A 25,626-nucleotide genomic window follows, 5' to 3' on the forward strand; every position below is an offset into this window, starting at 1 on the left:
TGCTCCGAATGCGGCCCGCTCGCTGCCGTTGCCAGAGTAGCCATTGGGGACGTTCTTAAACGACTAGTCGTTGGGGACATTCTTGTTTGACTAGTCGTTTAAGAACGTCCCCACCGACTGGGGCTGGCAGATCGATCCGCTGGGCCTGCGCATCGCCCTCAACGAGATTTACGCCCGCTACGAGATTCCGCTGATGGTGGTCGAGAACGGCATGGGCGCCTACGACGAGGTCGAGGAGGACGGCTCCATCCATGACCCGTATCGCATCGCCTACCTGCAGAGCCACATCAAGGCCATGGGCGAGGCCATTGCCGATGGCGTTGACCTGATAGCCTACACCTGGTGGGGTCCCATCGACCTGGTTTCCGCCGGCACTGGCGAGATGCGCAAGCGCTACGGCTTCATCCACGTCGATAAGTACGACGACGGCACGGGCACCTATGAGCGCCGTCGCAAGGACAGCTTCTTCGCCTATCAGAAGATCATCGCGACCAACGGGCGCGCAGCGCTCGAATCTTAAAGATTGGAGATCAGCGATGCGCATCGAGCATGTGGCTCTCTACGTGCACGACCTCTATGGGGCGCGTACCTTTTTCGAGACCTACCTGGGAGCGACCGCGGGGGCGGAGTATCACAACCCCACAACCGGCTTCCGCTCGTTTTTCCTCACGTTCGAGGACGGCGCGCGGCTCGAGATCATGACCAAGCCCGGTATCGCCGAGGCCGATCCCGCGCAGGAGGCGCTCGGCCTCACCCATCTGGCGTTCTCCGCAGGGAGCGCCCAGGCGGTCGACGAACTCACCCAGCGCCTGGTGGATGCGGGTTACGCATGCGTGAGCGGTCCGCGCACCACCGGCGACGGCTACTACGAGAGCTGCGTCACCGCCTTCGAGGGCGTGCGCATCGAGATCACGGTATAGCTCCCGCGTCAGCGGACGGGGCGGGCACCGCCCGGTGCGGAACGAGCCCGCCCCATGAATATGCATGTACTATAGGTAGACGAGTTCAGCTATAGGAGGCAGCCATGTCCAAGATTGTCTTTCTGGACGTCGACGGCACCATCACCACCTACGAGGGCCAGATTCCCGAGTCCGCCAAGCGGGCCATCCGGGCGGCCCGCGCCAACGGCCACCGCGTGTACATGTGCACGGGCCGTAGCAAAGCCGAGAACAAGCCCGAGCTCACCGACATCGGCTTCGACGGCATGATCGGCGGCAACGGCTCCTACGTCGAGGACCACGACCGCGTGGTCATGCACCAGCTCATCACGCTCGAGCAGTGCAAGCACATCGTCGACTGGCTGCACGAGCGCGGGCTCGAGTTCTACCTCGAGAGCAACAACGGCCTCTTCGCGTCCGAGAACTTCCGCGAGGCCTCGCGCCCGGCCATGATCCAGTACCGCCTGGGCAAGGGCGCGACCGAGGAAGATGCCGTGAAGTCCGCGGGCACCTTCGCCGACCACATGATCTACGGCGCGAACCTCTATCGCGACGACCTCAACAAGGTGAGCTTCATCCTGTCGAGCTACCAGGACCATCTCGACTCGATCGAGGAGTTCCCCGATCTCAAGCCCGGCACGTGGGGCGGCAAGGGCGAGCACGCGCTCTTCGGCGACCTGGGCGTGAAGGACATCACCAAGGCCCACGCGATCGACGTGCTGCTCGAGTATCTGGGCGCCGACCGCGCCGACACCATCGCCGTGGGTGATGCCAAGGTCGACATCCCCATGTTCGAGTGCTGCGCCACGAGCGTTTGCATGGGCTCGGGCGGCGACGAGGCCAAGGCGGCCGCAGACTGGGTGACGGCCGACGTGGACGACGACGGCCTTGAGAAAGCCTTCAAGCACCTGGGCCTCATCGATTAGGCACCGCACGGGAAGGGGTCGAGATGTTTGGGCGCAAGCAGTCGCAGGAGGAGCCGGGTCAGCTCCATGTTGTGGTAAAGGGTGCGGATATCGACGGCGCCAAGGCGTTGGCGCGCTGGCTCCTCGAGCATGCACGGACGGGTGCCCTCGCGGCGCTCACCCGCCCTCGGCTCGCGCGGGTGGCCGAGGCCCACATCACGTTCGAACCCGAGCACGGCGGGCGCGCGCTTGCCGAGGCGGCGGCCATGGCGGCCGAGATGCTTTGGGTGGGCGCGCCGGTCGCGATGCTCGTGCATGTGGGCAAGCCCGGCAACCACGCGCTCTTCCGGGCCGATCTGGTCGTCGACCTGCGGCGGGCGCCTGCACGCGATGAGCGCCTGCGCGACCTCACCATGGACATGACGTTTCTCTGTCCCGAGGCCCTGCTTGTGATGCACGAGCCCGGGGCGGATCTCGCCCACGAACTCGACCGCGCCTACGCCGCGCCGGATGCCGGTGCGGAGGAGCACGCCGCCGTCCCTCCGCGCGCATGATGTCCGCGTTCAAGACAAAGGGGGAGGGCTACCAGAACGAGCATTTCCGCAGGTCAGGGATATGTTGATATACTGTTGATACCGTGAACGGTATGGAATCGGCGGTAAACGGTAATCACTTCAGATTCTCGACACACTCCCTACAAGTCATCTATACTTTCACCCGTCAGCAAGATTGTTACTCCTCGGGAGGCATCACTTGTGAACGTGGGGGCAGCACGAGGTGGTGCCCCTATGGAACACGAGATGCGTCTGGGGAGTTTTTTCATGCTCATCACCAAGAAGATCAACAACAACGTTGCCATGGCGCAGGACGCCCAGGGCAACGAGCTTGTGGTCTTCGGCAAGGGTGTCGGATTCCCGCCCATGCCCTATGAGCTTGAGGACGAGTCCTCCATCCAGCGCGTTTTCCACCATGTGGATAGCGACCTCATCGCCACGATCTCCTCGATCGCGCCCGAGGTCATCGCCGCCGCGCTCGACATCGTCAAGCTCGCGGCGGAGGAGCTCGACTGCGAGCTCAACGCCAACCTGTATCTTCCGCTCGCGGACCACCTGCAGTTCTCGACCGATCGCCTCACACAGGGCGTGGTGATGGAGATCCCGCTCGCTCCCGAGATCCCCTTCGTCTATCCGCATGAGTACGAGATCGGTGTCAAGGGTCTCCAGATCATGCGTGAGCATACGGGCGTGAACCTGCCCCAGGACGAGGCCTGCGCCATCGCGCTGCACATCGTCAACGCCGAGAGCGCCGGCGGCTCCTACTCGTCCAACATGCAGAGCGTCATGCAGGACGTCGAGGTCATCGACGGCATCGTGGCGCTGCTCGAGCGCGAGATGGGCACCTCGTTCGACCGCTCGAGCTACAACTACCGCCGCTTCGCCGCGCACCTGCGCTACCTCATCAAGCGCCTCAAGCGCGGGGACGAGTGGCGCGAGGAGGACGCGACGCTCCTCGACCAGATCTCCAAGGACCTCCCGCACGCCTACCAGCTGGCGCGTGCCGTGGAGGCGCATCTTAAGAAGACCAAGCACTGGAGGCTCTCCAACGAGGAGATCCTCTATCTCATGCTCTACATCAACCGGTTCCATGGGGAGGCGCGCGACAGCGCGGACGACCCGGCCTCATCGTAGGTGTTGATCGTCGGGTCGAACCCACCCGGCGTGAAGCATAGTTCGCAACGTCGTATGGAAGCTAGGGAGGAAACACATGGCAAGTAAGTACGACGGCCTTGCACGCATCATCATCCAGAATGTGGGCGGCAAGGACAACATCAACAGCGTCGCGCACTGCGTGACGCGCCTGCGCTTCAAGCTGAAGGACGAGTCGAAGGCCAACGACGAGGTCCTCGAGCAGACCGACGGCGTGCTGCAGATCATGCACGCGGGCGGCCAGTACCAGGTCGTCATCGGCCCGCACGTGACCGATGTCTACGACGCCGTGCTCTCCGTGGGTCACCTGACCGGAGCCGGCGAGGTCGATCTCGACGGTAACGCCGTCGAGGGCGGTAACGAGGAGCGCCCCAAGGGCATCCTCAACATCGTGATGGACCTCATCTCCGGCGTCATCCAGCCGCTCCTGGGCATGCTCGCCGCAGCCGGCATGATCAAGGGCCTGCTCGCGCTCTTTGCGTTCCTGGGGTGGATCACCTCCACCGACGGCACCTACATGGTGCTCAACGCCGCGGCCGACGGCTTCTTCTACTTCCTGCCGATCATCCTCGGCTACACCTCGGCTAAGAAGTTCGGCTGCTCCGAGTTCATCGGTATGTGCATGGGCGCCGCCCTCACCTATCCCGCGATGGTGAGCTCCACCGCCGGTGACGTGCTGGGTACCGTGCTCGCCGGGACCCCCTTCGAGATGAGCTACTACATCACCTTCCTGGGTATCCCCGTCATCATGCCCGCCTCCGGCTACACCAGCTCCGTCGTGCCGATCATCCTCTCGATGATGGCCGTGTCGCGCCTGGAGAAGTTCTTCAAGAAGATCATCTCCCCGATGGTCTCCTTCTTCCTGACCCCGCTTCTGACGGTCGTCGTGGGCGTTGCGCTCACCTACCTTGTCATCGGCCCGGTCGCGAGCCTGCTCACGAGTGTCGTCCTGCTCATCTTCAACACCGTCACGGCGCTGCCCGTCGTGGGCGGCACGGTCGCGGGCGTCCTCATCGGCGCCTTCTGGCAGGTGCTCGTCATCTTCGGTCTGCACTGGGCTCTCATCCCCGTCTCCATCGCCAACCTCTCCAGCCAGGGCTTCGATACGGTCCTCGTGGGTAAGGTCGCCTGCGAGATGGCGCAGATCGCCTGCGTGCTCGCCATCGTCCTCAAGAGCCACGACAAGAAGGTCAAGGACATCGGCATCCCGGCCTTCATCACCGGTTTCTTCGGCACGACCGAGCCCGCCATCTACGGTGTCACCCTGCCGCGTATGAAGCCGTTCGTGTTCTCCTGCATCGGCGGCGCCATCGGCGGCGGCTTCGCGACCGCCATGGGTACGAAGATCTTCGTCAACGGCTACTCCGGCATCATGGTGCTCGCGCGCTACATCGATCCGGCTCCTGGTGGCATGGGCATCACCGGTGCCATGTACGGCGGCATCGCGATGCTGATCGGCGCGGCCATCGGTTTCCTGCTCACCTGGCTCCTCTGGGATGAGCGCGCTTGGGAGGAGAAGGGCTCCAAGAAGAAGGCCGCCTAGGCTTCAACTTGAGCGCCCGGCTCTGAGTTGAGTCGACTGACGGGGCCGCGGGACGCACGCGCGCTTCGCGGCCCTTTGCCGGCGGTGCCTCACACGAGGTCGTTGGCCACTTCACGCTCCTGTCCACCGTCCGCGTATCGCATGCGCCCGCGCGGCGCAAGAAGGGATAGAATACCATGCTGCTCGTACTCGTAGGCATCGCGGCCGCCGCTGCAGGTCTTCTGAATGGCGTTACGGGCTTTGGGGCGAACATCGTCATGGTCGCCGTGCTCTCGCAGACGTTCTCGGTGGTGGAGTCGGCGGGTATCGGGCAGTCTATCTGTCTGGCCGTCACGTTCGGTATGGCGTGGCACTACCGCGCGCACGTGAACTTCCGCGCGGTCTGGGGACCCGTGGTGGGGTTCATGGCGGTCAGCTGGTCGTGCATCTTGGTCGCGGAAGGTCTCGACCAGACGCTCATGAAGCTCGTACTCGGCATCTTCCTCATGCTGCTCTCGGCCTACTTCCTCTTCATCCAGCGCGAGCAGGAGTCGACGGGCGCGGTCCCGCTGCCGGTCACGGTCGCCTGCGTCGCCGTGAGCGGTGCCTGCGACGGGCTCTTTGGCATAGGCGGGCCGCTCATGGTCGTCTACTACCTTATGCGCTGCCAGAGCAAGGAGGAGTACCTGGGAACGGTTCAGGCGTTTTTCAGCATCGTCACCCTGCTGGGGGTGAGTTTTCGCATCGTGCGCGGGATCCTGGTCGCGTCGCATGTCCCCTACATCGCACTCGGCGCGGCCTGCGTTCTTCTGGGCCTTGCTGTCGCGAACCGGGTCGTGGCGCACCTGGACACCGCCACCGTGCGAAAGCTCACCTACGGCGTGATCGGCGTTGCCGGCTTATATAATGCTGGTAGCGCGCTCATGCTCATGATGTAGCGAACGATAGCAAGAGATTCAACAGCGATAGCGACGGGGGAGCACAGCAGATGTCCATAGCAGACACCATGCCGATCATGATCACGCAGACGGTCGCCATGTTCGTGATGATGGCGGTCGGCATCGCGCTTTTCGAGTTCAAGTACATCGACAATCGGAGCGCTCAGCACATGGCATCGATCGCGCTCTACGTGGCGACGCCGTGCGTGGTGCTGCGCTCGCTCGCAACCCAGTCGACCCCGAGAAGCTCAACCTCGCAATCGTCTGCGCGGTGCTCCCGATCGCGTTCACGGTGCTCTCCGCAGCGATATCGTGGGCCATCTATCGCGATCGCCAGCGCATATCACAACTCGGCATCATGATCTCGAACATGGGCTTCGTGGGCATCCCGCTCGTGCAGACCGTCATCGGCGAGGAGTACGTGTTCTACATCTCGGTGTGCATCGCCGCGCAGGTGCCGCTCACGTGGAGCTACGGACTTTGGCTCGTCACGCAGGACAAGTCCACCGTCTCGCCCAAGAAGATCTTGACGAACCCCGCGGTCATCTCGGTCGCGGTGGGTGTGGTGCTGTTCTTGTTCTCGCTCGAGCTGGGCGGCGTCATCAAGGTCGCGGTCGACGATATGGCCGGCCTCAACACCGGTCTCGCGATGATCGTGTTGGGCACTTACCTGGTTCAGACCGACATCCGCGGCGTGATCCGCAACCCCAACCTCTACCTCTCGAACCTGGTGCGTCTCATCATCATCCCGCTCATCACGATCGCGGTGCTCATGTTCCTGCCGCTGCCCACGCCGGTGAAGCTCGTCATCCTTATCGGCTTCGCGGCGCCGTGCGGCACGGTCTCGGCCATCCTGCCTCAGATGTTCGGCGGCGACTACCGCTACGGCGCCGGCCTGGTGTCGTCTTCGACGCTGCTCTCGCTTATCACCATGCCCCTCATGCTCTGGGTGGGGCTCATGCTGCTCTAGGTTAGGTAACCCCTCCGGGCGACCGGAGTTGTAGCTTGCGCGCGTGCGCGCAAAGGAAAGGAGTGCGTTATGGGTATGTTCCGCGATGACTTCCTATGGGGAGGCGCCACCGCAGCGAACCAGTTCGAGGGCGCGTGGGATGTCGACGGCAAGGGCCTGTCGATTCCGGACGTCCTGACGGGTGGTACGGTCGACACGCCGCGCCGCATCACCCCCCAGCTCGAGGAGGGCACGTTCTACCCCAACCACGAGGGCATCGATTTCTATCATCACTACGAGGAGGACATCGCGCTCTTTGGCGAGATGGGCTTCAAGACCTTCCGCATGTCCATCGCCTGGACCCGCATCTTCCCGACGGGTCTTGAGACCGAGCCCAACGAGGCCGGCCTGGCGTTCTACGACAAGGTCTTCGATTGCTGCCTCGAGCACGGCATCAAGCCGCTCGTGACCATCAGCCACTTCGAGATGCCCTACGGGCTCGTCGAGGCCTACAACGGCTGGGAGGGCCGCGAGACCATCGACTGCTTCATGCGCTACGCGACCTGCGTGCTCGACCGCTATCACGACAAGGTCGAGTACTGGCTCACGTTCAACGAGATCAACACCGGTACCCGCAAGATGGGCGCGTCCTCGTCGCTCGGCACCATCCGCGGCTTCTCCGGCGCCCGCACCGACCTGCCCGAGCAGCCCCAGGTGCGCTTCCAGGGCCTGCATCACCAGTTCGTGGCATCGGCCATGATCGTGAAGTACGCCCACGAGCACTACCCCGAGCTCAAGATGGGCAACATGGAGATCTTCTCGCCCTTCTACCCGCTCACCTGCAAGCCCGAGGACATCCTGCTCTCGCAGCGTGAGACCCGCATCTTCGACTGGTTCTGCACCGACGTCCAGTGCCGCGGCTACTATCCCACCTACATGAACCGCTACTTCGCCGAGAACGGCATCGTGCTCAAGATGGAGCCCGGTGACGAGGAGATCCTGCGCGAGGGCACGGTGGACTTCTACACGTTCAGCTACTACATGTCCAACTGCGTGACGGCCGACCCGGACGAAAACGGCGCCAAGGTCTCCGGCAACATCGTGGGCGGCGTCAAGAACCCCTACCTCAAGGCGAGCGATTGGGGCTGGCAGATCGACCCCAAGGGCCTGCACTGGGCGCTCAACGAGATCTGGGACCGCTACCAGCTGCCCATGATGGTCGTCGAGAACGGCCTGGGCGCCTACGACAAGGTCGAGGAGGACGGCTCGATCCACGACTCCTACCGTATCGACTACCTGCGCCAGCACATCGAGGAGATGGCCGAGGCCGTGAAGGACGGCGTGGACCTCATGGGCTACACCCCCTGGGGCTGCATCGACCTGGTCAGCGCCTCCACGGGCGAGATGGCCAAGCGCTACGGCTTCATCTACGTCGACAAGCACGATGACGGCACGGGCACGCTCGCGCGCAGCCGCAAGGATTCGTTCTACTGGTTCAAGAAGGTCATCGCCACCAACGGCGAGGACCTGGCGTAGCGGATCCTGTCTGACGCGTCGCGCGCAAGGCGCCGCGTCGCACGCACCGCACGTCGTGCGCGCCCCCATCGTCTGGAGCCCCACGGCTCGCAGGCGGTGGGGGCGTTTTGCTGCGGGCGCGATGTGCTGCGCGCCGCACCGTCGTCCGCCAAACGGCCTCGGGCACGTTTTTGCCATCCAGGGTCCTCAAAAGGGCACGCGTTGGTAAAAACGTGCCCGAAGACTCAGTTGGCGGCGCGCACCGCGCCCGCACGGAGCGAAGAGGCGCGATTGCAACGCGGGGCGCATTTCTGCCAGAACGGGTGCTTTCCAGACCCCCGTATTGGTAGAAAAGCGCCCCGCGTTGGTTTTCGGGTCCAGGCGCGGCCAAGACGCGGGCAGGGCGCGATCCCTCAAGCGCCTCGCTGGTGGCCGCGCATGTCAAAACATATCAGCGACAACGTCAGCCTGCGGGAACAGCCGGGAAAGAGGTATCAGCATCATCTATAAGCCGTGTGGTTCGCGCGATAAAGGCGCATACTGGTGCCACGGTAGGGAAGCGGGAAGCACCGCGCGCGACGGGCGCATCCGCAAAGGCCAAAGCGGCTGCGCCCGCGCGGGCGGGCGGACACATGCATCGGACGAAAGGAGAACGAGCATGGTCAACGTGTTTCCTGAAGGGTTCCTCTGGGGAGGAGCCACGGCGGCCAATCAGTTCGAGGGGGCGTGGAACGTCGACGGGCGCGGTCCGTCGGTCGACGATCACTTCACGGGCGGCAGCGTGAAGCGCCCGCGCGAGATCACGCGCGCCATCGAGCCGGATCGCCTCTATCCCAACCACGACGGCATCGATTTCTACCACCACTACGAGGAGGACATCGCCCTGTTTGCCGAGATGGGCTTCAAGGTCTTCCGTATGTCCATCAGCTGGAGCCGCATCTTCCCCACGGGCGAGGACGCCGAGCCCAACGAGGCGGGGCTGGCCTTCTACGACCGCGTCTTCGACTGCCTGGCAGCGCACAACATCGAGCCCCTGGTGACGCTCTCGCACTACGAGATGCCCTATGCGCTCGTCGAGAAGTACAACGGGTGGGAGAGCCGCGCGCTCATCGACATCTTCGCGCGCTATTGCGAGACGGTTTTCGAGCGCTACCACGACAAGGTGCACATGTGGCTCACGTTCAACGAGATCAACTGCGGCACCTCCGAGATGGGCGCGCTGTTCGAGACCTCGATGATCCGCGGCTTCGAGGGCCCGGCGTCCGCCGTGGTCGTAACGCCGCAGCAGTGCTTCCAAGCGCTGCATCACCAGTTCGTGGCGAGCGGCCGCGTCGTGCGCCTCGCCCACGAGCGCTACCCCCAGTTCAAGATCGGCAACATGGACTGCTTCGTCCTGAGCTACCCGGCCACGTGCGACCCGGCGGACGTGCTCGCCAACGAGCTCGAGATGAACCGCATGAACTGGTACTGCTCCGACGTGCAGGTGCGCGGCGCCTATCCGTTCTACGCCAAGCGCTTCTGGCGCGAGCACGACATCCAGCTCGACATCCAGCCCGGCGACCTCGAGGACATCGCCGCCGGCAAGGTCGATTTCTACACGCTCTCCTACTACATGTCCGGCACCGTGGGCACGCACCCCGATCACGAGATGACCGAGGGCAACATGGCCATGGGCGGCAAGAACCCCTACCTCGAGAGCACCGACTGGGGCTGGCAGACCGACCCCACGGGCCTGCGCATCGCGCTCAATCAGATCTACGCGCGCTACGAGATCCCGCTCATGGTGGTCGAGAACGGCATGGGCGCCTTCGATACGGTGGAGGAGGACGGCTCGATCCACGACCCCTACCGCATCGACTACCTCAACCGCCATGTGCGCGCGCTCGCCGAGGCCATCGACGACGGCGTCGACCTCATCGGCTACACCTGGTGGGGCCCGATCGACCTGGTCAGCGCCGGCACCGGCGAGATGCGCAAGCGCTACGGCTTCATCCACGTCGATAAGTACGACGACGGCACGGGCACCTATGAGCGCCGTCGCAAGGACAGCTTCTTCGCATACCAGAAGATCATCAAGTCCAACGGCACCGAGGGCTTGGAATAATTGAGCTCCGGCGTTCCGCCGAACGCCGGACCGCCCGCCGACTACGTGACCACCGACGTCGATGACGACGGCATTTGGAACGCTTTTGTTCACCCGGGGCTTATCGAGGCTTAATCGACAATATGAGTGCCACTGGGGAAAAGGTTTTGGAAGGGCTTGGAAGGGCTTGTGATTCGGGCCCTCGCCTTAGCATTTTGGCCATTTGGCACTATAATCACCATAGGTATGCGCATAACGTTGCGCTTAATCAAGAGGAGAAAACGTATGGGTCTGTTTGATATGTTCAAGAAGAAGGCTGAGCCCGTGGCTGCCGCTGCTCCGGCCTCCATTTCTGCTTCTGCCGGCGCCGACGTGCTGTGTTCGCCCGTCAAGGGCAAGGTCATCAAGATGGCCGACGTGCCCGATCCCGTCTTTGCTGGCGAGGTTTTGGGCAAGGGCTGCGCCGTGTGGCCCGAGGACGACCTGGTCTACGCTCCCTGCGACGGCAAGGTGACCGTCACCATGGGTCACGCCGTGGGCCTGCAGTCCGATAGCGGCATCGAGGTTCTGGTGCACGTTGGCGTCGATACCGTCAACATGAATGGCGACGGCTTCGAGGGCTTCGTCAAGGCCGACGACGTCGTGAAGGCCGGCCAGCCCTTGCTCAAGATCGACCGCGCCAAGATCGCTGCCGCCGGTTACAAGGACTGCGTCGTCGTGGCCGTGTCCAACACCGCCGAGTTTGCCGATGTCGAGCTCGCCGTCGAGGCCGAGTCTGCCGTCGCCGCCGGTGACGCCATCGTTAAGGTCGTCCGCAAGTAGTCTGCGGCATCCAGAAGATGCACAAGGGTGGTCGGGTTATCCGGCCACCCTTTTTTAGTAGGCCGAGCAGGAGCATTTTATTGCAGGGGGCTTGCTTTATGGGCCATTCGCTCGTCAAATTGAGCCGCCCACGCTTTTGCGACGTAGGGGGTTGAACGGAGCCGCTAATATGGACCTACTGTTACGACGTGCGCTGCGCGGGAAACGCAGCGCCGCTTGTTTGGAGGAATGTCATGAAAAAGAAGCTGCTGCTTGCGCCCCTGATGGCTGCCCTGGTCGCGTGCGTGGTTTTGCTTTCCGGCTGCGGAGGGCCTTCGGTGGAGGAGCTCATCACCAACGACCTTACGAGTCAGTTTGACGAGATCAAGAACGGCGGCGATGATTTCCTCTCCGGCCTGGAAGAGGCTTCGGGCGACGAGTTTGAGCAGCTGGGCATCGATCCCAAGGAGTATGCCAAGAGCTATCTCGAGGGTTTTGATTACAAGATCGGTGATGTGACGGTCGATGAGGACAAGGGCACCGCGACCGCCGAGGTCACCATCACCTGCAAGTCCATGAACAAGATCGTCGAAGATTTCGCCACCCAGTATCAGGAGAAGATCGCCGCACTCGATACGATGCCTTCCGAGGACGAGCTGTACAAGATGGCCGGCCAGGTGATGGTCGACGTGACCAAGGCCGCTGAGACCAAGGACACCAAGGTCACCTTTAAGTATTCCGCCAACGAGGATAACGAGTGGTCTGCCGACGATTCCGCAACCACCGAGATGATGAATGCGATGATGAACTAGTTCGTTGCGGCGTTTTACCAAACGCCGCAACTGCTCGACGCTGCGTGGGCACCAGAGCGACAACTTGTCATTCAAAGAGGACGGCATGACCAGAAGGTCTATGCCGTCCTCTTTTCATGCCAATTTGTTCGCTCTGGTGCCCGCTCGCTACTCGCCCAGCACCAGCGCCGCGAGCTCTGCCTGGCTGTCCACCACGTAGTCGGCGCCGGCGGCTTCCAGCTCTGCGCGGCCGCGGAAGCCCCAGCTGACGCCCGCGCTCTTAAGACCGGCGTTGTGGCCGGTCAGGATATCGACATTGGAATCGCCCACATAGAGCGTGGTCGCCGGGTCGGCGCCCAGCTCTTCCATCACATGCAGCGTGACGGGTGCCTCGGGCTTGGGCGGAAACGCATCGACACGGCCCTGTACCAGCGCAAAGCGCTCGGAACCAAAATACTTCTCGATAAGCGGGGCCGCCGAGACGTGGTCCTTGTTAGTGAGCACGGCAAGCTGCACGCCCGCGGCACGCAAGCGGTCGAGCATCTCGATCGTGCCGGCATAGGGGGCGGTGTGGTCCTCCTTGTGCTCGCCGTAATAAGCCCTAAACTCGGCAAGCGTCTGCTCAAACATACGGCCGTCGCCCGCGTACTCGGCGGGCATAAAGCGCTCAACCAGCTTGAGCATGCCGTTTCCCACCTTGTAGCGGTACTCGTCAACGGCAAATGTGGGCCAGCCGTGCGCCTCGCAGGTATGGTTGCCGGCGGCTGCCAGGTCCTCGAGCGTGTTGAGGATGGTGCCGTCCAGATCAAAGATCACATGGGAAAAAGCTGCTGCCATGAAAGCTCCCGTCGTTGGGTTTCAAAACGCACCCCATAATACTGGGCTTACGCGTTGGGTGTGCTTGGAATCTGAACATCTCCAGGGATATCAGGTGACATCGCGCCACTCATGAGATTCCGCCCTAGCAAATTCTCGGCAGCTGCTCTCCCACGAGCATGTCGAGGATGCGGGTAGAGCCCCAGCCGGTGCGCACGCGCACGGCGGGACGGGAGCCCTCGGCAAGTGGCAGCACGCGACCGATGATGGCGGCATTCTCGCCGTAGCGGGCGGCGCGCATGGCGCTCAGCGCGGCATCGGCTTGCTCGGCCGGCACCACGGCGACCATCTTGCCCTCGTTTGCCACCTGCAGCACATCGTAGCCGAGCATCTCACATGCCGCCTGCACGTCGGGGCGCACGGGCACGGCATCTTCGTCGATCTCCATGGCAACACCGCTGGCCTGGGCAAACTCGTTGAGTGTGGACGCCAGGCCGCCGCGCGTGGGGTCGCGGAAACAGCGCGTGCCGGGCGCTGCGGCCAAAACGTCGGCAATCAGGTGGTTGAGCGGCGCGGCGTCGCTCTCGATCGTGCTCGAAAACGCCAGGCCCTCGCGTTGGCTCATGATGGCGATGCCGTGGTCGCCGAGTGTGCCCGATACCAGGATAACGTCGCCGGGGCGGCAGTTGGCGCCGCTGAGCGCCACGCCCGTGGGAACCTCGCCCACGCCGGCGGTATTGATGTAGACGCCGTCGGCCCCGCCGCGCTCGACCACCTTGGTGTCGCCGGTGATTATGGACACGCCCGCCTCGCGCGCCGTCTCGGCCATCGTCTGCACAATCTGGCGGAGCTTATCCATGGGATAGCCCTCTTCGAGGATAAAGCCGCACGAGAGGTAGCGCACGTTGGCGCCCGAGGTCGCGACATCGTTGACGGTTCCGCACACGGCGAGACGGCCGATGTTGCCACCGGGGAAGAACTGCGGCGAGACTACAAAGCTGTCGGTCGACATGGCGATGCGCCCGCTCGCGGGCAGCGCGACGACGCCGGCGTCGTTGCCTTCGAGCAACTCGGGCGTCCCAAAGGCATCCAAAAAGACCTCATCGATGATGCGTTTCATCATCTGACCGCCGGAGCCATGGCCCAACAGGACGGTGCTATCGGTGATGCTATGGGACATATCCAAAACTCCAATCGTGGGTGGAATTATATGGGTGAGGCGCAGCGTCGACCAGTCCGCCGCTCGTTAGAACGGCGGAACCTAATAGTCGCGATAACGGTAGTACGCCGCGCAGCTGCCTTCGGAGCTCACCATGCACGGGCCGACGGGGTGCTCGGGCGTGCAGGTGCGGCCAAAGAGCGGGCAGCCGCTCGGCGTAATGGCCCCGCGCAGCACGTCGCCGCAGCGGCACCCACGCGGCTCGACCGTCGCCTCAACGGGCACGTCAAAGCGGGTACGGGCATCAAAGCGCGAGAACTCAGGGCGGATGGAAAGGCCCGAGTTGGCAATCGGCCCCAGCCCGCGCCATGTGGTGTCGCATGGCTCAAACACCTGCTCGACCAGCTGTCGCGCCACGGGGTTGCCGCCTGCGTTGACGCCGCGACGGTAGGCGTTGTCGATCGCGGGCCTGTCCTCGGCAACCATCTGGACCAGCATGCAGATGCCTTGCAGGATATCGACCGGTTCAAATCCCGTGACCACGCCCGGGGTATCGAACTCGTCGACCAAAAAGCTAAAGGGCGCCAAACCCGTGATGGTGGCGACGTGGCCCGGCAGGATAAAGCCGTCGATGGCGGTCTCGGGATCGTTGGCGATGGCGCGCAACGCCGGCGGCGTGGTCTTGTGGGCGCAATAGACCGAAAAGTTCAAAAGCCCGCGCGCCTCGGCCTCCAAGATGGCAGCGGCGATGGTGGGCGTCGTAGTCTCAAAGCCCACGCCCATAAAAATGACCGGACGATCGGGGTTTTGCTCGGCAATGTCGAGTGCGTCGAGCGGAGAGTAGACGATGCGGATATCGCGCCCTGCCGCCTTTTGCGCTGCGAGCGAGGTGGACGATCCGGGCACGCGCATCATGTCGCCAAAGGTGGTGATGATGGCGCCGTCTATGTTAGCGAGCGCGATCGCGTGGTCGATGTCACGGTTGGCGGTAACGCAGACGGGGCAGCCCGGGCCGCTCAGCAGCTTGAGCCCGGCCGGCATAATGGAGCGAAAGCCATAGCGGCCGATGCTCACGGTGTGCGTGCCGCAGACTTCCATAAGGTTGATGCTGCGGTTGCCGACAAGCTCTTGAATACGATCGATGAGCTCGCGAGCCAGCTTGGGGTCGCGAAATGCCGAAAAGTCGATACCGGAGCGCGCCGGCTGTCCGGCCGCCACTAGTATGCCTCGGCCGGGTTGCTGGCCAGTTGGTCTTCTTCGGCCAGTTCGGTCATGGCGTTAACGAGCTCGAGCGTTTCTTGCGCTTCCTGCTCGTCGACGATCTGGATGCCAAAGCCGGCGTGCACGAGAATATAGTCGCCAACCTGCGCCGTCGGAACGAGTCGCAGCGACACGGGGCGCTCGATGCCCATCATGTCGACGGTGGCCTTGAGGCCGTCGTCGCGTTTGACTACTTTACCGGGGACGGCAAGGCACATATTGTTCCCCTTTTAGACGCTTTGCGCTGGATGGGCGCTCAATAATCCATCAGTTGATGGTAGCGCTCACGGGGTTCGCGGGCAAACGCGTTACGCCTGTGAGACGGCTGGGCACAGCGGTGTGCGAGAGCGAGCTACTGCGATGCGATCTGCGCAAGACGAGCGCTTGCGACCGCCGCCTGACCGTAGGCGATGCAGCCGTCATTGACGGGCACGGTATGGGGGATAAGGACAGTAAGACCTGCGCTTTTGAGCTCGCGGGTGAGGAGCTGGAGCAGAAGTCGGTTCATGAACACGCCGCCCGAGAGCGCGACGGTGTCGATGCCCTCGCACGCGCAGATCTCGCTGGCGATGCGTGCCGAGGAGCGCGCGACGGCGACATGGAAGTCGAGTGCGAGCCTGTCGGCGGGCACACCGGCTCTGGTTCCCTCCAAAAGCGCCGCAAAAAGTGAGCTGGGGCCCAGGACGAGAGACCTGCTCGAGGTTGCTTGGACAGTTAGTTCAGATTTGTACTTTTTAGAGTGGTAATGGGTGGTATAGATCGTCTGCGAGGACCCCGAATGGGTTGATTTGGGGTATCCGGCGGGCGTATTAACCGCAAATGAGGTGCCTGGAGAGCCCTCTTCGGGGTAATCTGAGCCAAAACCGTTGGTTAGAGGGTCTGTTTTTAATACAAATCTGAACAAACTGTCCAGTCGCAATGGGTCAGATGCGGAACAGCCGTCTTTATCGCCGGGAACATGGGTAATTTTGCTGCCGAGCGCGCGCCAGGCGGCGGCTTCGAGTTCGATGGCGGGCTCGCCTTCGTAGGTTGCCTGCCCGCAAATGCCCAAAACTGCAGCGGCGGCGTCAAAGAGACGCCCCATACTGCTCGTGCGTGGGCTGTTGATGTTCCGCTCGATCATCGTTGCCGTCACGCTGCGTGTTTGCTCGTCTAGGCCGTCCAAGAGCCGCTCGGCCCCCGGATGTTCAAGCAGGCCGAGCTCACTGAGCAGGGCAAAGGCGTTGCGGCGGGCGTCGCGCACGGAGGCCGCCCCGCCGGGGAGCGTCCAGGTGCGCAAATGCGCGGCGCGCTCAAAGCCGCCAAGGCTGGCAACAAGAAACTCGCCGCCCCAAATGGTCCCATCGGTGCCGGCGCCGGTGCCGTCAAAGGCGATGCCAAGGACGCGCGCGTCGGTTGTAAGCTGGCCCGCGGCAATCGCCTCGGCCATTACGCTCGCGATATGCGCATGATGGTGCTGGACCTCGACGAGCGGCAGATTGCATTTTCGCGCCTGCTCGCGCGCCCACTGGCTCGATAGATAGCTGGGGTGTAGATCGCAGGCCAAGGCGGCGGGCTCCAAGTCAAAGAGATCTTCCAAGCGCGTGCGCGCGGCGTTCCAGGCATCGAAGGTCCCGCCGTTTTCAACATCGCCGATATACTGCGACACAAAACAGGTTGCCTCGCCGTTCGTCCCTTCACGCGTGAGCGCAATCGTGGCCTTTTGTTGTGGCCCGCAGGCGAGCACGCAGGACGGAGCTCCGTCGAGCGCCGGCAACGGCAGCGGCTGGGGTGCATATCCGCGAGCGCGGCGAACGGGCATAACGGCGCCGTTCACCGCGCGCACCACAGAGTCGTCGTAGCGCGAGAGGATTGCGCGGTCGTTACCGAGCAACGCGTCGGCGATGCCGGCGGCAACGAGGTGTTCCCAGGCAAGGTTGTCATCGGTCTCGATGGGTTCTTCGCTCAGGTTTCCGCTGGTCATGACGAGCGCGTGCATACCGCGGGCTTCTGCCGCGGCAAGCAACAGATGCTGAAGCGGGGTGTAGGGGAGCATAACGCCAAGCTCAGGAAGGTTGTGCGCGACGGACGGCGCGAGCGCGTTGGGGGAGCCGCCGCTCTCGCAAACGGCTCGTCGGTGCAGCAGCACGATGGGGCGAATGCTGCCGGTCAGCAAGCCGCGTTCAACGTCGTTGACATGGCACAGGCGTTCAGTATCGGCAAGGCCGCGTACCATAACGGCAAGCGGTTTGTTGCTGCGGCGTTTGCGGCGGCGAAGCTCGGCTACCGTCTTCTCGTTGGAGGCGTCGCATGCCAAGTGAAATCCGCCCAGACCCTTGATGGCGATGATACCGCCGTTGGCCAGCAGCTCAACACAGCGGTCGATAATGGCGTCGCTGGTCTTGCGCGTGGTGCCGACGGTCAGCGACGCGGCGGCTTCGCCGGCCTCGCGCCACGTAATGTGCGGCCCGCAATCAAAGCAGGCATCGGGCTGCGCGTGAAACCGCCGGTCAAGCGGGTCGCCATACTCTGCGGCACAGGTGGGGCACATGGGAAAGCAATCCATCGAGGTGGCCGCTCGGTCATAGGGCAGCGACCGGATGATGGTAAAGCGCGGTCCGCAGTTGGTGCAGTTGATAAAGGGATAGTGAAAGCGTCGGTCGGCGGGGTCGAACAGCTCGTGCAGGCAGTCGTCGCACGTGGCGATGTCGGGCGAGACGAGCGTCGTGTGGGCGGTTTGATCCTGCGATGCCACAATGCGAAAGCCCCGCTCGTTGGCGGCGTCCCAGTCGCCGGGCGCTAGGTCCATAACCTCGACATGCTCCACACGAGCCGCCGCAGGCGTATGCTCGGAAAGCGCGGCGACAAATTCGTCGAGCGCCTCGCTTAGAGCGTGCGCCTCGATATGCACGCCATCGCCCGCGTTAAGCACCCAGCCGCAAATGCCGTGCGCCATGGCCTCGCGATACACAAACGGTCGCATGCCGACGCCCTGCACAATGCCCGTTACATGGATATGCGCATGTCGCATGCGACCCTCCTTCATCGAGACCTGCCAAAAAGGGACAGGTTTATTTTGGTAGGTAAAACGTTAAACCTGCCAAAACAAACCTGTCCCTTCTTGGCAGGTGCGCCGCGCAAAGACCCGCTACAGCCCCAGGCTCTGCTCGGTGGCGGCGCAGGTGAGCTCGCCGTGTTTAACGCCGCGCAGGCCCAGCAGACGGTCGGCCAGCTCGTAGACACGCTCGCCGCGACCCTTAAGCGCCAGAATCTCCAAGCAGTTGTGGTGGTCCAGATGCACGTGCATGGTCGAGACAATCTCGTTGGTGTAGTCGTGCTGCACCTCGTCCAGACGGCGTGTCAGATCGCCGGTGTGATGGTCGTAAATCATGGTGAGCGACCCGATGACCTGCTCGTCGGGCGTTCGCATCTGCTCCTTGGCAATGGAGGCGCGAATCAGGTCGCGCACGGCCTCGGAGCGGTTGGCAACGTCGCCGCGGCGCGCGATTTGCTCGTCAAAGCGGCGCAACAGGTCGTCGGGAGCGGTGACCGAAAAACGGACAAGCTCGGAGGCGGAGCTGCTGCAACGGCAGCCCACGTCGCCGGTCGGCCCGTGCGGATGCTCGTGCTCGCAGGCGTGCTCGTGCTCGGCCACGCTACACCAGCTTTACGGAGCCAACGGAGTTATGGTCGGCCTCGATGGCCTCCTCGTAGCCCTCGAGTGCGTCGTGCGCCTCGTGGAGCGCCGCCATGGCGGCCTCGAGCTTGGCGCCAATGCGCTCCATGTCAAAGTTCTCGGTCGCATGCAGCAGCTGATGGCTCCACTCGTGGGCGAGCTCAATGGTGTCGTCGACCTGCTTGACGCTCATGGCAAGCTGGCTCATGTTCATTCCGACGTCATGCATGGGAAATCTCCTTTTGTACGGGTCTAATCAGTGGTTCAGATTCTACTACGCCCGCTCTGCGCATCGCCGCATAAGAAAACGGGTGCGAGTCCGTCTGACCCGCACCCGTTCACTGGGGGCTGTTTGTGATTACCATACTATCCGTGGTCGCGGGCTCAACACCCGGCTCTCCGGCGAGCGGCACAAAACCACTCATGGACGGCAGCGCGTGACCGCGTATTACAGGTGCTTCTCCAGCAGCGCCTGCAGCCTGGCCTTGGGCAGCGCACCGACGGAGCGGTCGATTTCCTCGCCGTTCTTAAAGACAACCAGCGTGGGGATGCTCATGACGCCAAACTTCATGGCCAGGTCCTGATTGTCGTCGACGTTGCATTTGGCGACGGTAATCTTGCCGGCCAGCTCGTCGGCCACTTCGTCAACGATAGGCGAGAGCGAGCGGCAGGGACCGCACCACGGTGCCCAAAAATCAACCAGCACGGGAAGGCTGCCGTTAACGACGGAATCGAAATTCTCGGGGGTAATCTGCTTAATGTCAGCCATGGTGACCTCCATAGTGCGACGCGGCTCGGCCGCGTAAAACTCAGTACGACCGTGCTTATACCCAACGGCCCGCAATGCAACCACTCGCAGGCGGCTCTTTTATATAATGGTGGGCATTCAAACGATTGGAGAGCGCATGCCCACGTCACAAAGCCAGAAAAAAGAAGCCATCGCCCAGGCGGCCGAGCAGGAGCTCGCATCGCTCGCGGGTCGCGGCGTGCGTATCGCGGGTAACGCGTGCTCGCCGATTGTGCTGGTAAAAGGTGATTTAGACGATGCCGAGCGTGCGGGTGGCGAGCTGGCTGCCGGTCCAGACGGCGCCGCGTTGCGTAAGGCGCTCGGCGCCATCGGTTACGCGCCCGAGGATTTCTGCGTGCTGGCAAGTGTTGCCGGCGCGGGCGACGGGGCGGTTGCGGCGGGCGAGGACCTGCCGTGCGAGCTGTTCCGCGAGGCGCTCGAGGCCTTGGACCCCGAGGCGGTCCTGCTGTTGGACGATCGCGCGGCCGATACCATGCGCGAGACCTACGCAGACATGCTCGTGGCAATCGACGACTTTGATACCGCCATGCTCAAGCCCGGCTTGGTCGCCCACGTGCAGGGTCGTCGCGTACTCGCGCTCGACGGCTTTGAGGCCGCGCTCACTGACAGAGCCGCCAAGCAGCGCATGTGGGCCTACATCAAGCAGCTGACCCCGGCCGCCGCGCCGCTGTAGCGGACTGGCGCCGGCAAGGCGGTCCTGATGGGTCGAGCGCGGCGCCGACTTGTCGCGCCCTTACATCACTGCACGAAGCTCAAACCGATCGCCGTGAATGCGAAACTGGCAGTTGCCGTTCATGCGCTCGACGTCAAGCTTAATGCTCCTGGTTCCAAAGCCGTGTCCGGTGTGCTCGGCCACGGGCATGCCGTCGACCATGCGCGGCGGCCGTCCAAAGATGCCTCCTGCGCTATCGAGAGCTCGACTGTCCTCAGCTTGCCAGTTCGAAAATGGACCCGCCCCAAGATTGAATCTTTATTCCAACTTTACACCTGGCTTTACAGCTGTCTTGTCAGCTGTAAAGCCAGGTGTCATACTAAAGCCCCAAGATTCGCCAAAAGAGAGGGGCCTTGATGGCACAGAGCGCGAACATGGATGCATCGGAGCTTGCACGCGATATCGCGGCCGGCCTGGCATCGGCAACGACGGCAACGGAGCGCGCGGCACTGGTGCCCGCAGAGCTCGTCGAGGCCATTCATCAGCTAAAAACCCAACGTGACGCAGTGATCCTGGCGCACTATTATGTGGCGCCCGAGGTTCAGGCTGTGGCCGATTTCGTCGGCGACAGCTTCTACCTGGCAAAGCTCGCCAAGAGCCTGCCGCAGCAGACTATCGTGCTGTGCGGCGTGGAGTTTATGGGCGAGAGCGCCAAGCTGCTCAACCCCACCAAGACCGTGCTGCTGCCCGAGCCGGGCGCGGACTGTCCCATGGCGCACATGGTCAAGCACGAGACGGTCGACGCGGCGCGCGCCGAATATGGCGACGACCTGGCCGTGGTGTGTTACGTCAACTCGACGGTCGAGATCAAGAGCTGGAGTGACGTGTGCGTTACCAGCTCTAACGCCGTCAAGATCGTCTCCGAGCTGCCGCAGCAGCACATCTTGTTCATTCCCGACCAGAACCTGGGTCGCTTTGTGGCCGAGCAGGTGCCCCAAAAGCACGTCATCCTCAACAACGGCTACTGCCCGCGCCATCACATCATCACCGTCGAGCAGATCGTCGACGCACAGGAGGCGCACCCCGACGCGCTCGTGCTGGCGCACCCCGAGTGCAAGGCCGACGTCCTGGCCGAGGCCGACTACATCGGCTCCACTGCCGGCATCATCAAGTATGCCGAGGAGTCGGACGCGAGCGAGTTTATCATCGTGACGGTCCGCGGCGTGCTCTACGAGCTCGAGCGGCGCTGCCAGGGCACCGGCAAGAAGTTCTACTTCCCCGCGGTGCAGCCCACCTGCGTCAACATGGATCTCATCACGCTCGAAAAGCTCGTGCGCTGCCTGGAGACGGGCGAGGGCGAGGTGCAGATCGGCGTGTCGGATGAAGCCGCCGACCAGGCCAAGCTCACGCTCGACCGCATGCTCGAATACGCGGCGCGCTAGAACGATGTGACATGAGGGACCATCCCTTATGTCACATTGCAAGGGAGAGGATTCCTGTGGAAACCAAACAATGCCCCGACATGGAGTGCGATGTCGTCATTGCCGGTTGCGGCGTGGCGGGCCTATACGCGGCCCTCAATCTGCCGACGAGCACGCGCGTGATCATGCTCTCCAAGGGTGCTGTCGACGAGTGCGATTCGATGCTCGCGCAGGGCGGTATCTGCGTGCTTCCCGAAGGCTCTGACTACGACGCCTTCTTTGAGGACACCATGCACGCCGGCCACTACGATAACCGCCGCGAGAGCGTCGACATCATGATCCGCTCGAGCCGCTCGGTCATCAACGACCTGCTGGCCATGGGCGTGGACTTTGAGCGCAAGGCCGACGGTAGCCTCGACTTTACCCGCGAGGGTGCGCACAGCCGCCCGCGCATTGCCTTCCATGCCGACATTACGGGCAAGGAGATCACGACCAAGCTCCTCCAGGCCGTTCGCAAGCTGGATAACGTGCAGATTTTGGAGCACGTGGCCATGACCGACATCCTGACGGGCGAGCGTGATGGCGCCACGGCGTGCCTCGGCGTCGTCGCCGTTCCCGTGGACGAGGACAACTCGGTTCGCCCCGCCGACGAGCTGGCAAATGCCGCCGAGGGCGTGCATGCCGGCGAGCCGTTTAAAATCCATGCCCTCCACACGCTGTGGGCGACAGGCGGCATCGGCGGTGTATACGACCACTCGACCAACTACCCGCAGCTCACGGGCGATGCCTGCTACATTGCCCAGGAGCATGGCATTAAGATGGAGCACCTGGACTACGTGCAGATTCACCCCACGGGACTGTTCTCGCCGCAGCCGGGCCGCACCTTCCTGATCAGCGAGAGCTGCCGCGGCGAGGGCGCGATTTTGCTCAACGCCGCCGGCGAGCGTTTTACCGATGAGCTTCAGCCGCGCGATGTGGTCGCTGCCGCTATTCGCGAGCAGATGAAGCAGGATGGTACCGAGCACGAGTGGCTGAGCTTTGCCCCCGTTGAGCGCGACGTGGTGACCGGACACTTTGCCAACATTCGCGCACGCTGCCTGGAGGACGGCCGCGACATCTTGGACGAGCCCATCCCCGTCACACCCACGCAGCACTACTTTATGGGCGGCGTGTGGGTCGACAAGGACGGCCGCACCTCGATGCCCGAGCTCTACGCCGCCGGCGAGACGGCCTGCAACGGCGTTCACGGCAAGAACCGCCTTGCATCAAACAGCCTGCTCGAGGCGCTGGTCTGGGGTCGTCGCGCCGCGTGGCACATGCGTACCGGCCAGTCGCTCGCCGTGGAGCAGGCGGGCGAGCCCGCGCTCGACGGCCGTCATCGCGCCCTGAGCGCCGACACCCTGGCAATCGATGATTTGGCCCGTGCCGCCGGCACGCAGGCCGTGGAGGAGTAGACCATGAACCCCATTACCATGAAGCTCGTCGTCGATGATTTGATTCTGCAGGCTCTGCGCGAGGACATTACGTTTGAGGACGTGAGCACGGCAAGCGTGTGCCCCACGGCGCGTCCCGCCACGGTGGAGCTCATCGCCAAGGCCGATGGCATCATCGCGGGCCTGGATGTGTTCGCTCGCACCTTTGAGCTGCTGGATTCGCAGAGCTCGGTGCTGTTTGATGTTGCCGATGGCGACGAGGTGCACGCCGGCGACCATGTGGGCATGGTACGCGGCGATGCGCGCGTGCTGCTTTCGGGCGAGCGCGTGGCGCTCAACTACCTGCAGCGCATGAGCGGTATCGCTACCTATACGCACCAGATGGCTGCGGCGCTCGAGGGCACCAAGACCGTGCTCGTCGACACGCGCAAGACCACGCCGGGTATGCGCGTCTTCGAGAAGGCCGCGGTCGAGATCGGCGGCGGCAGCAACCACCGCTACAATCTGTCGACGGCCGTCATGCTCAAGGACAACCACATCGATGCCGCCGGCGGCGTGGCGCGTGCGATCGAGATGGCGCGCGCCCATGCATCGTTTACCGCGACGGTCGAGATCGAGTGCGAGAACCTGGACATGGTGCGCGAGGCCGTGGAGGCCGGCGCCGATATCATCATGCTCGACAACATGACCCACGATGACATGGCTGCCGCGATTGAGCTTATTGCCGGTCGCGCCAAGACCGAGTGTTCGGGCAACGTGGATGCCAGCAATATCCGTGCGCTTGCCGACCTGGGCGTTGACTTTATTAGCTCGGGAGCGTTGACGCACTCTGCGCCGATTCTCGACCTCTCGCTTAAGCACCTGCGTCTGCTGGACGGTAAATAATGGACGCCCGCGAGCGTCGCCATGCCATCATGGGCGTGCTCGAGCAAGCCAAAGACCCCGTCTCCGGCAGTACGCTTGCTCGCGAGGTGCGTGTGAGCCGCCAGGTTGTCGTGCAAGACATCGCCCTGCTGCGCGCCGATGGGCACGATATCGTGGCGACCAATCGCGGCTACGTGCTGCAGGAGGCCCCCAGCAGCCCCGCCGTGCCCACGCGCCTGGTTAAGGTTCGCCATAGCATGGAGCAGGCAGGCGATGAGCTCACGAGTATCGTCGACGCCGGAGGCGCCGTGCTCAACGTGATCGTCAATCACCGCGTGTACGGTAAGATCACGGCCGACCTGGACATCCGCAATCGTCGCGATGTTGAGCGCTACCTGCACGATATCGAGAGCGGCAAAAGCTTTCCACTACTAACGGTGACGAGCGGCTATCACTTCCATCGCATCGCGGCAGAGGATGAGCAAACCCTCGACGAGATCGAGGCTATGCTCAAGGAGAAGGGCTATCTGGCAGACCTGATGCCCTACGAAGACGATCTATCGTAGCCGACGCTGCAAACGCCCCTAAGCGGCAATCTGACGTTCAATCGTCGGTCGCGTACAAAAGTACGCTTCCCTCCTCTTTCGCGTCACCTTGCTCGCTTGGGGGCGTTTTCGCTGACTTATGCTCAACCTGCGACGGTGCCAAATTAGCTATCCGCACAAAAAGGAGGCCTTCGCGGCGATGCGGAGGCCTCCTTTTTTGTGCACGGTGTACTTGTGAGTGTGCAAGTGGGGGAGTTGTTACTCCTCGACGATCTCGGTGATCGCGCCGGCGGGGCAAGCGTCCTGGCAAGCGCCACAGGCGACGCAGGAGTCCTCGTCAGCAACGGTAGCGACGTCCTGGAGCTCCAGAACGCCAGCGGGGCAGGAGTCGACGCAAACGCCACAAGCGATGCACTCGTCGGCATCAATTACGGGATGAGCCATGGTAGTTTCCTCTCTGTTGACCGACGCTACAGGCGATGCGCGCCGGTTTGATTCGGGCAAAAACATACCACGTGAGCGACCGTTTGCAATACCCTCTGGCCGGCATCTTCATACCATTCGCCGAGTATGCCACGGCTTACTAAGAAACGCACTGGTGAGGCTGGTGGGCTGTGCAGATGTTAGCTATAGGTGACTCAAATTATTGAGCAATTGAGTGGGCTTTCGGAAAGCGCATCCCGTTATCTGGTCGAAAAACGGGTCGCAGTTTCCGGTTGGGCCCGCTAGCGGAAACTACGACCCGGTATTAGCTCGGGACTGCGGACAAAAAGTTGGACCGTTGAGGTCCGGAACGGAGTCCGCATGGCATACAGTAGGAGAATGGTGGAGAGGGCCAGGGCGCTTCGCGGCGCCGGGCTCACCG

General features: G+C 63.0%; 26 protein-coding genes and 1 pseudogene. 17 read left to right on the forward strand and 10 right to left on the reverse strand.

The genetic code is table 11. The features are described 5' to 3' along the window. Positions 1 to 112 precede the first annotated feature (112 nt). The 12 genes and pseudogenes from ACTQ40_RS08225 to ACTQ40_RS08280 all read left to right on the forward strand — a co-directional run. Positions 113 to 520: pseudogene (locus ACTQ40_RS08225) on the forward strand (family 1 glycosylhydrolase); the annotation flags it as partial. A 31-nt stretch (positions 521 to 551) separates the two neighbouring features. Further along, positions 552 to 920, forward strand: coding sequence for a VOC family protein (locus ACTQ40_RS08230; RefSeq protein ID WP_441563823.1), 369 nt, complete (start codon positions 552 to 554; stop codon positions 918 to 920). A 104-nt stretch (positions 921 to 1,024) separates the two neighbouring features. Then, positions 1,025 to 1,864 (forward strand): Cof-type HAD-IIB family hydrolase, encoded by an 840-nt coding sequence (locus ACTQ40_RS08235; protein WP_441563825.1) that lies wholly within the window; start codon positions 1,025 to 1,027, stop codon positions 1,862 to 1,864. A gap of 23 nt (positions 1,865 to 1,887) precedes the next feature. Further along, positions 1,888 to 2,397: a hypothetical protein gene (locus ACTQ40_RS08240; RefSeq protein ID WP_441563827.1), complete on the forward strand. Its 510-nt coding sequence runs from the start codon at positions 1,888 to 1,890 to the stop codon at positions 2,395 to 2,397. A gap of 234 nt (positions 2,398 to 2,631) precedes the next feature. Further along, a complete protein-coding gene (locus ACTQ40_RS08245; RefSeq protein WP_441563829.1) occupies positions 2,632 to 3,531 on the forward strand; it encodes a PRD domain-containing protein in 900 nt (299 codons plus the stop codon). Positions 3,532 to 3,607: 76 nt separating this feature from the next. Further along, positions 3,608 to 5,092: a PTS transporter subunit EIIC gene (locus ACTQ40_RS08250; protein ID WP_441563831.1), complete on the forward strand. Its 1,485-nt coding sequence runs from the start codon at positions 3,608 to 3,610 to the stop codon at positions 5,090 to 5,092. A 176-nt stretch (positions 5,093 to 5,268) separates the two neighbouring features. Next, positions 5,269 to 6,009 carry a sulfite exporter TauE/SafE family protein gene (locus ACTQ40_RS08255; RefSeq protein WP_441563833.1) on the forward strand — a complete coding sequence of 247 codons (741 nt, stop codon included), beginning with the start codon at positions 5,269 to 5,271 and terminating at the stop codon, positions 6,007 to 6,009. 202 nt (positions 6,010 to 6,211) lie between these two features. Beyond that, positions 6,212 to 6,979 carry an AEC family transporter gene (locus tag ACTQ40_RS08260; protein ID WP_441563835.1) on the forward strand — a complete coding sequence of 256 codons (768 nt, stop codon included), beginning with the start codon at positions 6,212 to 6,214 and terminating at the stop codon, positions 6,977 to 6,979. A gap of 69 nt (positions 6,980 to 7,048) precedes the next feature. Further along, a complete protein-coding gene (locus ACTQ40_RS08265; RefSeq protein WP_441563837.1) occupies positions 7,049 to 8,494 on the forward strand; it encodes a glycoside hydrolase family 1 protein in 1,446 nt (481 codons plus the stop codon). Between the two features lie 637 nt (positions 8,495 to 9,131). Further along, positions 9,132 to 10,577 (forward strand): glycoside hydrolase family 1 protein, encoded by a 1,446-nt coding sequence (locus ACTQ40_RS08270; protein ID WP_441563839.1) that lies wholly within the window; start codon positions 9,132 to 9,134, stop codon positions 10,575 to 10,577. A 264-nt stretch (positions 10,578 to 10,841) separates the two neighbouring features. Beyond that, positions 10,842 to 11,378, forward strand: coding sequence for a PTS sugar transporter subunit IIA (locus ACTQ40_RS08275; protein ID WP_427719835.1), 537 nt, complete (start codon positions 10,842 to 10,844; stop codon positions 11,376 to 11,378). A gap of 233 nt (positions 11,379 to 11,611) precedes the next feature. Beyond that, the gene (locus ACTQ40_RS08280) at positions 11,612 to 12,169 is read left to right on the forward strand and encodes a hypothetical protein (RefSeq protein WP_427727307.1); all 558 of its coding nucleotides are present in this window, start codon (positions 11,612 to 11,614) and stop codon (positions 12,167 to 12,169) included. Between the two features lie 147 nt (positions 12,170 to 12,316). Here ACTQ40_RS08280 and ACTQ40_RS08285 read toward each other — a convergent pair whose 3' ends face one another. From ACTQ40_RS08285 to trxA, 8 genes are all read right to left on the reverse strand, one after another. Next, entirely contained in the window at positions 12,317 to 12,985 is a 669-nt protein-coding gene (locus ACTQ40_RS08285) for an HAD family hydrolase (protein WP_229770728.1), read from the reverse strand. A gap of 124 nt (positions 12,986 to 13,109) precedes the next feature. Then, positions 13,110 to 14,144 carry a hydrogenase expression/formation protein HypE gene (gene hypE / locus ACTQ40_RS08290; protein ID WP_441563841.1) on the reverse strand — a complete coding sequence of 345 codons (1,035 nt, stop codon included), beginning with the start codon at positions 14,142 to 14,144 and terminating at the stop codon, positions 13,110 to 13,112. A gap of 81 nt (positions 14,145 to 14,225) precedes the next feature. After that, complete coding sequence (gene hypD, locus ACTQ40_RS08295; protein ID WP_441563843.1) at positions 14,226 to 15,341, reverse strand: hydrogenase formation protein HypD; 1,116 nt, start codon at positions 15,339 to 15,341, stop codon at positions 14,226 to 14,228. After that, entirely contained in the window at positions 15,341 to 15,601 is a 261-nt protein-coding gene (locus tag ACTQ40_RS08300) for a HypC/HybG/HupF family hydrogenase formation chaperone (RefSeq protein WP_154518167.1), read from the reverse strand. Before ACTQ40_RS08300 ends, hypD begins: the two co-directional genes overlap by 1 nt. A gap of 134 nt (positions 15,602 to 15,735) precedes the next feature. Further along, positions 15,736 to 18,393: a carbamoyltransferase HypF gene (hypF, locus tag ACTQ40_RS08305; RefSeq protein WP_441563845.1), complete on the reverse strand. Its 2,658-nt coding sequence runs from the start codon at positions 18,391 to 18,393 to the stop codon at positions 15,736 to 15,738. 117 nt (positions 18,394 to 18,510) lie between these two features. Continuing rightward, positions 18,511 to 19,017: a nickel-responsive transcriptional regulator NikR gene (nikR, locus tag ACTQ40_RS08310; protein WP_441563847.1), complete on the reverse strand. Its 507-nt coding sequence runs from the start codon at positions 19,015 to 19,017 to the stop codon at positions 18,511 to 18,513. Between the two features lies 1 nt (position 19,018). Beyond that, a complete protein-coding gene (locus ACTQ40_RS08315; RefSeq protein WP_006235225.1) occupies positions 19,019 to 19,267 on the reverse strand; it encodes a hypothetical protein in 249 nt (82 codons plus the stop codon). Between the two features lie 219 nt (positions 19,268 to 19,486). Continuing rightward, positions 19,487 to 19,807 carry a thioredoxin gene (trxA, locus tag ACTQ40_RS08320; RefSeq protein WP_154518161.1) on the reverse strand — a complete coding sequence of 107 codons (321 nt, stop codon included), beginning with the start codon at positions 19,805 to 19,807 and terminating at the stop codon, positions 19,487 to 19,489. Positions 19,808 to 19,943: 136 nt separating this feature from the next. Between trxA and ACTQ40_RS08325 the strand changes: the two genes are divergently transcribed. Beyond that, positions 19,944 to 20,519 carry a hypothetical protein gene (locus ACTQ40_RS08325; protein WP_427794076.1) on the forward strand — a complete coding sequence of 192 codons (576 nt, stop codon included), beginning with the start codon at positions 19,944 to 19,946 and terminating at the stop codon, positions 20,517 to 20,519. Between the two features lie 60 nt (positions 20,520 to 20,579). Here ACTQ40_RS08325 and ACTQ40_RS08330 read toward each other — a convergent pair whose 3' ends face one another. Next, positions 20,580 to 20,720: a hypothetical protein gene (locus ACTQ40_RS08330; protein ID WP_441563848.1), complete on the reverse strand. Its 141-nt coding sequence runs from the start codon at positions 20,718 to 20,720 to the stop codon at positions 20,580 to 20,582. 194 nt (positions 20,721 to 20,914) lie between these two features. Between ACTQ40_RS08330 and nadA the strand changes: the two genes are divergently transcribed. From nadA to ACTQ40_RS08350, 4 genes are read left to right on the forward strand one after another with little or no spacing between them, the layout of a single operon-like run. Next, on the forward strand, positions 20,915 to 21,940 hold the full coding sequence (gene nadA, locus ACTQ40_RS08335; protein ID WP_154518146.1) for a quinolinate synthase NadA: 1,026 nt from the start codon (positions 20,915 to 20,917) through the stop codon (positions 21,938 to 21,940). 56 nt (positions 21,941 to 21,996) lie between these two features. Further along, positions 21,997 to 23,373 carry an L-aspartate oxidase gene (locus ACTQ40_RS08340; RefSeq protein ID WP_441563849.1) on the forward strand — a complete coding sequence of 459 codons (1,377 nt, stop codon included), beginning with the start codon at positions 21,997 to 21,999 and terminating at the stop codon, positions 23,371 to 23,373. 3 nt (positions 23,374 to 23,376) lie between these two features. Continuing rightward, the gene (gene nadC, locus ACTQ40_RS08345; RefSeq protein ID WP_441563851.1) at positions 23,377 to 24,237 is read left to right on the forward strand and encodes a carboxylating nicotinate-nucleotide diphosphorylase; all 861 of its coding nucleotides are present in this window, start codon (positions 23,377 to 23,379) and stop codon (positions 24,235 to 24,237) included. Next, complete coding sequence (locus ACTQ40_RS08350) at positions 24,237 to 24,782, forward strand: transcription repressor NadR (protein WP_441563852.1); 546 nt, start codon at positions 24,237 to 24,239, stop codon at positions 24,780 to 24,782. Before nadC ends, ACTQ40_RS08350 begins: the two co-directional genes overlap by 1 nt. A gap of 237 nt (positions 24,783 to 25,019) precedes the next feature. Here ACTQ40_RS08350 and ACTQ40_RS08355 read toward each other — a convergent pair whose 3' ends face one another. Next, complete coding sequence (locus tag ACTQ40_RS08355) at positions 25,020 to 25,271, reverse strand: indolepyruvate ferredoxin oxidoreductase subunit alpha (RefSeq protein ID WP_158564522.1); 252 nt, start codon at positions 25,269 to 25,271, stop codon at positions 25,020 to 25,022. Positions 25,272 to 25,626: the final 355 nt, after the last annotated feature.

Source organism: Collinsella sp. Sow4_D11 (assembly GCF_052116465.1).
In the GTDB taxonomy this organism is placed as follows: Bacteria; Actinomycetota; Coriobacteriia; order Coriobacteriales; family Coriobacteriaceae; genus Collinsella.

What these genes read in the sequence shown, in the direction of transcription:
- ACTQ40_RS08240 (WP_441563827.1), top strand. Translation starts at nt 1,888, where the DNA reads ATGTTTGGGCGCAAGCAGTCGCAGGAGGAGCCGGGTCAGCTCCATGTT.
- ACTQ40_RS08350 (WP_441563852.1), top strand. Translation starts at nt 24,237, where the DNA reads ATGGACGCCCGCGAGCGTCGCCATGCCATCATGGGCGTGCTCGAGCAA.
- hypE (WP_441563841.1), bottom strand. Translation starts at nt 14,144, where the DNA reads ATGTCCCATAGCATCACCGATAGCACCGTCCTGTTGGGCCATGGCTCC.
- ACTQ40_RS08285 (WP_229770728.1), bottom strand. Translation starts at nt 12,985, where the DNA reads ATGGCAGCAGCTTTTTCCCATGTGATCTTTGATCTGGACGGCACCATC.
- ACTQ40_RS08255 (WP_441563833.1), top strand. Translation starts at nt 5,269, where the DNA reads ATGCTGCTCGTACTCGTAGGCATCGCGGCCGCCGCTGCAGGTCTTCTG.
- nadC (WP_441563851.1), top strand. Translation starts at nt 23,377, where the DNA reads ATGAACCCCATTACCATGAAGCTCGTCGTCGATGATTTGATTCTGCAG.
- ACTQ40_RS08280 (WP_427727307.1), top strand. Translation starts at nt 11,612, where the DNA reads ATGAAAAAGAAGCTGCTGCTTGCGCCCCTGATGGCTGCCCTGGTCGCG.
- ACTQ40_RS08315 (WP_006235225.1), bottom strand. Translation starts at nt 19,267, where the DNA reads ATGCATGACGTCGGAATGAACATGAGCCAGCTTGCCATGAGCGTCAAG.
- trxA (WP_154518161.1), bottom strand. Translation starts at nt 19,807, where the DNA reads ATGGCTGACATTAAGCAGATTACCCCCGAGAATTTCGATTCCGTCGTT.
- ACTQ40_RS08355 (WP_158564522.1), bottom strand. Translation starts at nt 25,271, where the DNA reads ATGTTTTTGCCCGAATCAAACCGGCGCGCATCGCCTGTAGCGTCGGTC.
- ACTQ40_RS08245 (WP_441563829.1), top strand. Translation starts at nt 2,632, where the DNA reads ATGGAACACGAGATGCGTCTGGGGAGTTTTTTCATGCTCATCACCAAG.
- ACTQ40_RS08265 (WP_441563837.1), top strand. Translation starts at nt 7,049, where the DNA reads ATGGGTATGTTCCGCGATGACTTCCTATGGGGAGGCGCCACCGCAGCG.
- ACTQ40_RS08330 (WP_441563848.1), bottom strand. Translation starts at nt 20,720, where the DNA reads ATGGTCGACGGCATGCCCGTGGCCGAGCACACCGGACACGGCTTTGGA.
- ACTQ40_RS08325 (WP_427794076.1), top strand. Translation starts at nt 19,944, where the DNA reads ATGCCCACGTCACAAAGCCAGAAAAAAGAAGCCATCGCCCAGGCGGCC.
- nadA (WP_154518146.1), top strand. Translation starts at nt 20,915, where the DNA reads ATGGCACAGAGCGCGAACATGGATGCATCGGAGCTTGCACGCGATATC.
- ACTQ40_RS08275 (WP_427719835.1), top strand. Translation starts at nt 10,842, where the DNA reads ATGGGTCTGTTTGATATGTTCAAGAAGAAGGCTGAGCCCGTGGCTGCC.
- ACTQ40_RS08270 (WP_441563839.1), top strand. Translation starts at nt 9,132, where the DNA reads ATGGTCAACGTGTTTCCTGAAGGGTTCCTCTGGGGAGGAGCCACGGCG.
- ACTQ40_RS08300 (WP_154518167.1), bottom strand. Translation starts at nt 15,601, where the DNA reads ATGTGCCTTGCCGTCCCCGGTAAAGTAGTCAAACGCGACGACGGCCTC.
- hypF (WP_441563845.1), bottom strand. Translation starts at nt 18,393, where the DNA reads ATGCGACATGCGCATATCCATGTAACGGGCATTGTGCAGGGCGTCGGC.
- ACTQ40_RS08235 (WP_441563825.1), top strand. Translation starts at nt 1,025, where the DNA reads ATGTCCAAGATTGTCTTTCTGGACGTCGACGGCACCATCACCACCTAC.
- ACTQ40_RS08250 (WP_441563831.1), top strand. Translation starts at nt 3,608, where the DNA reads ATGGCAAGTAAGTACGACGGCCTTGCACGCATCATCATCCAGAATGTG.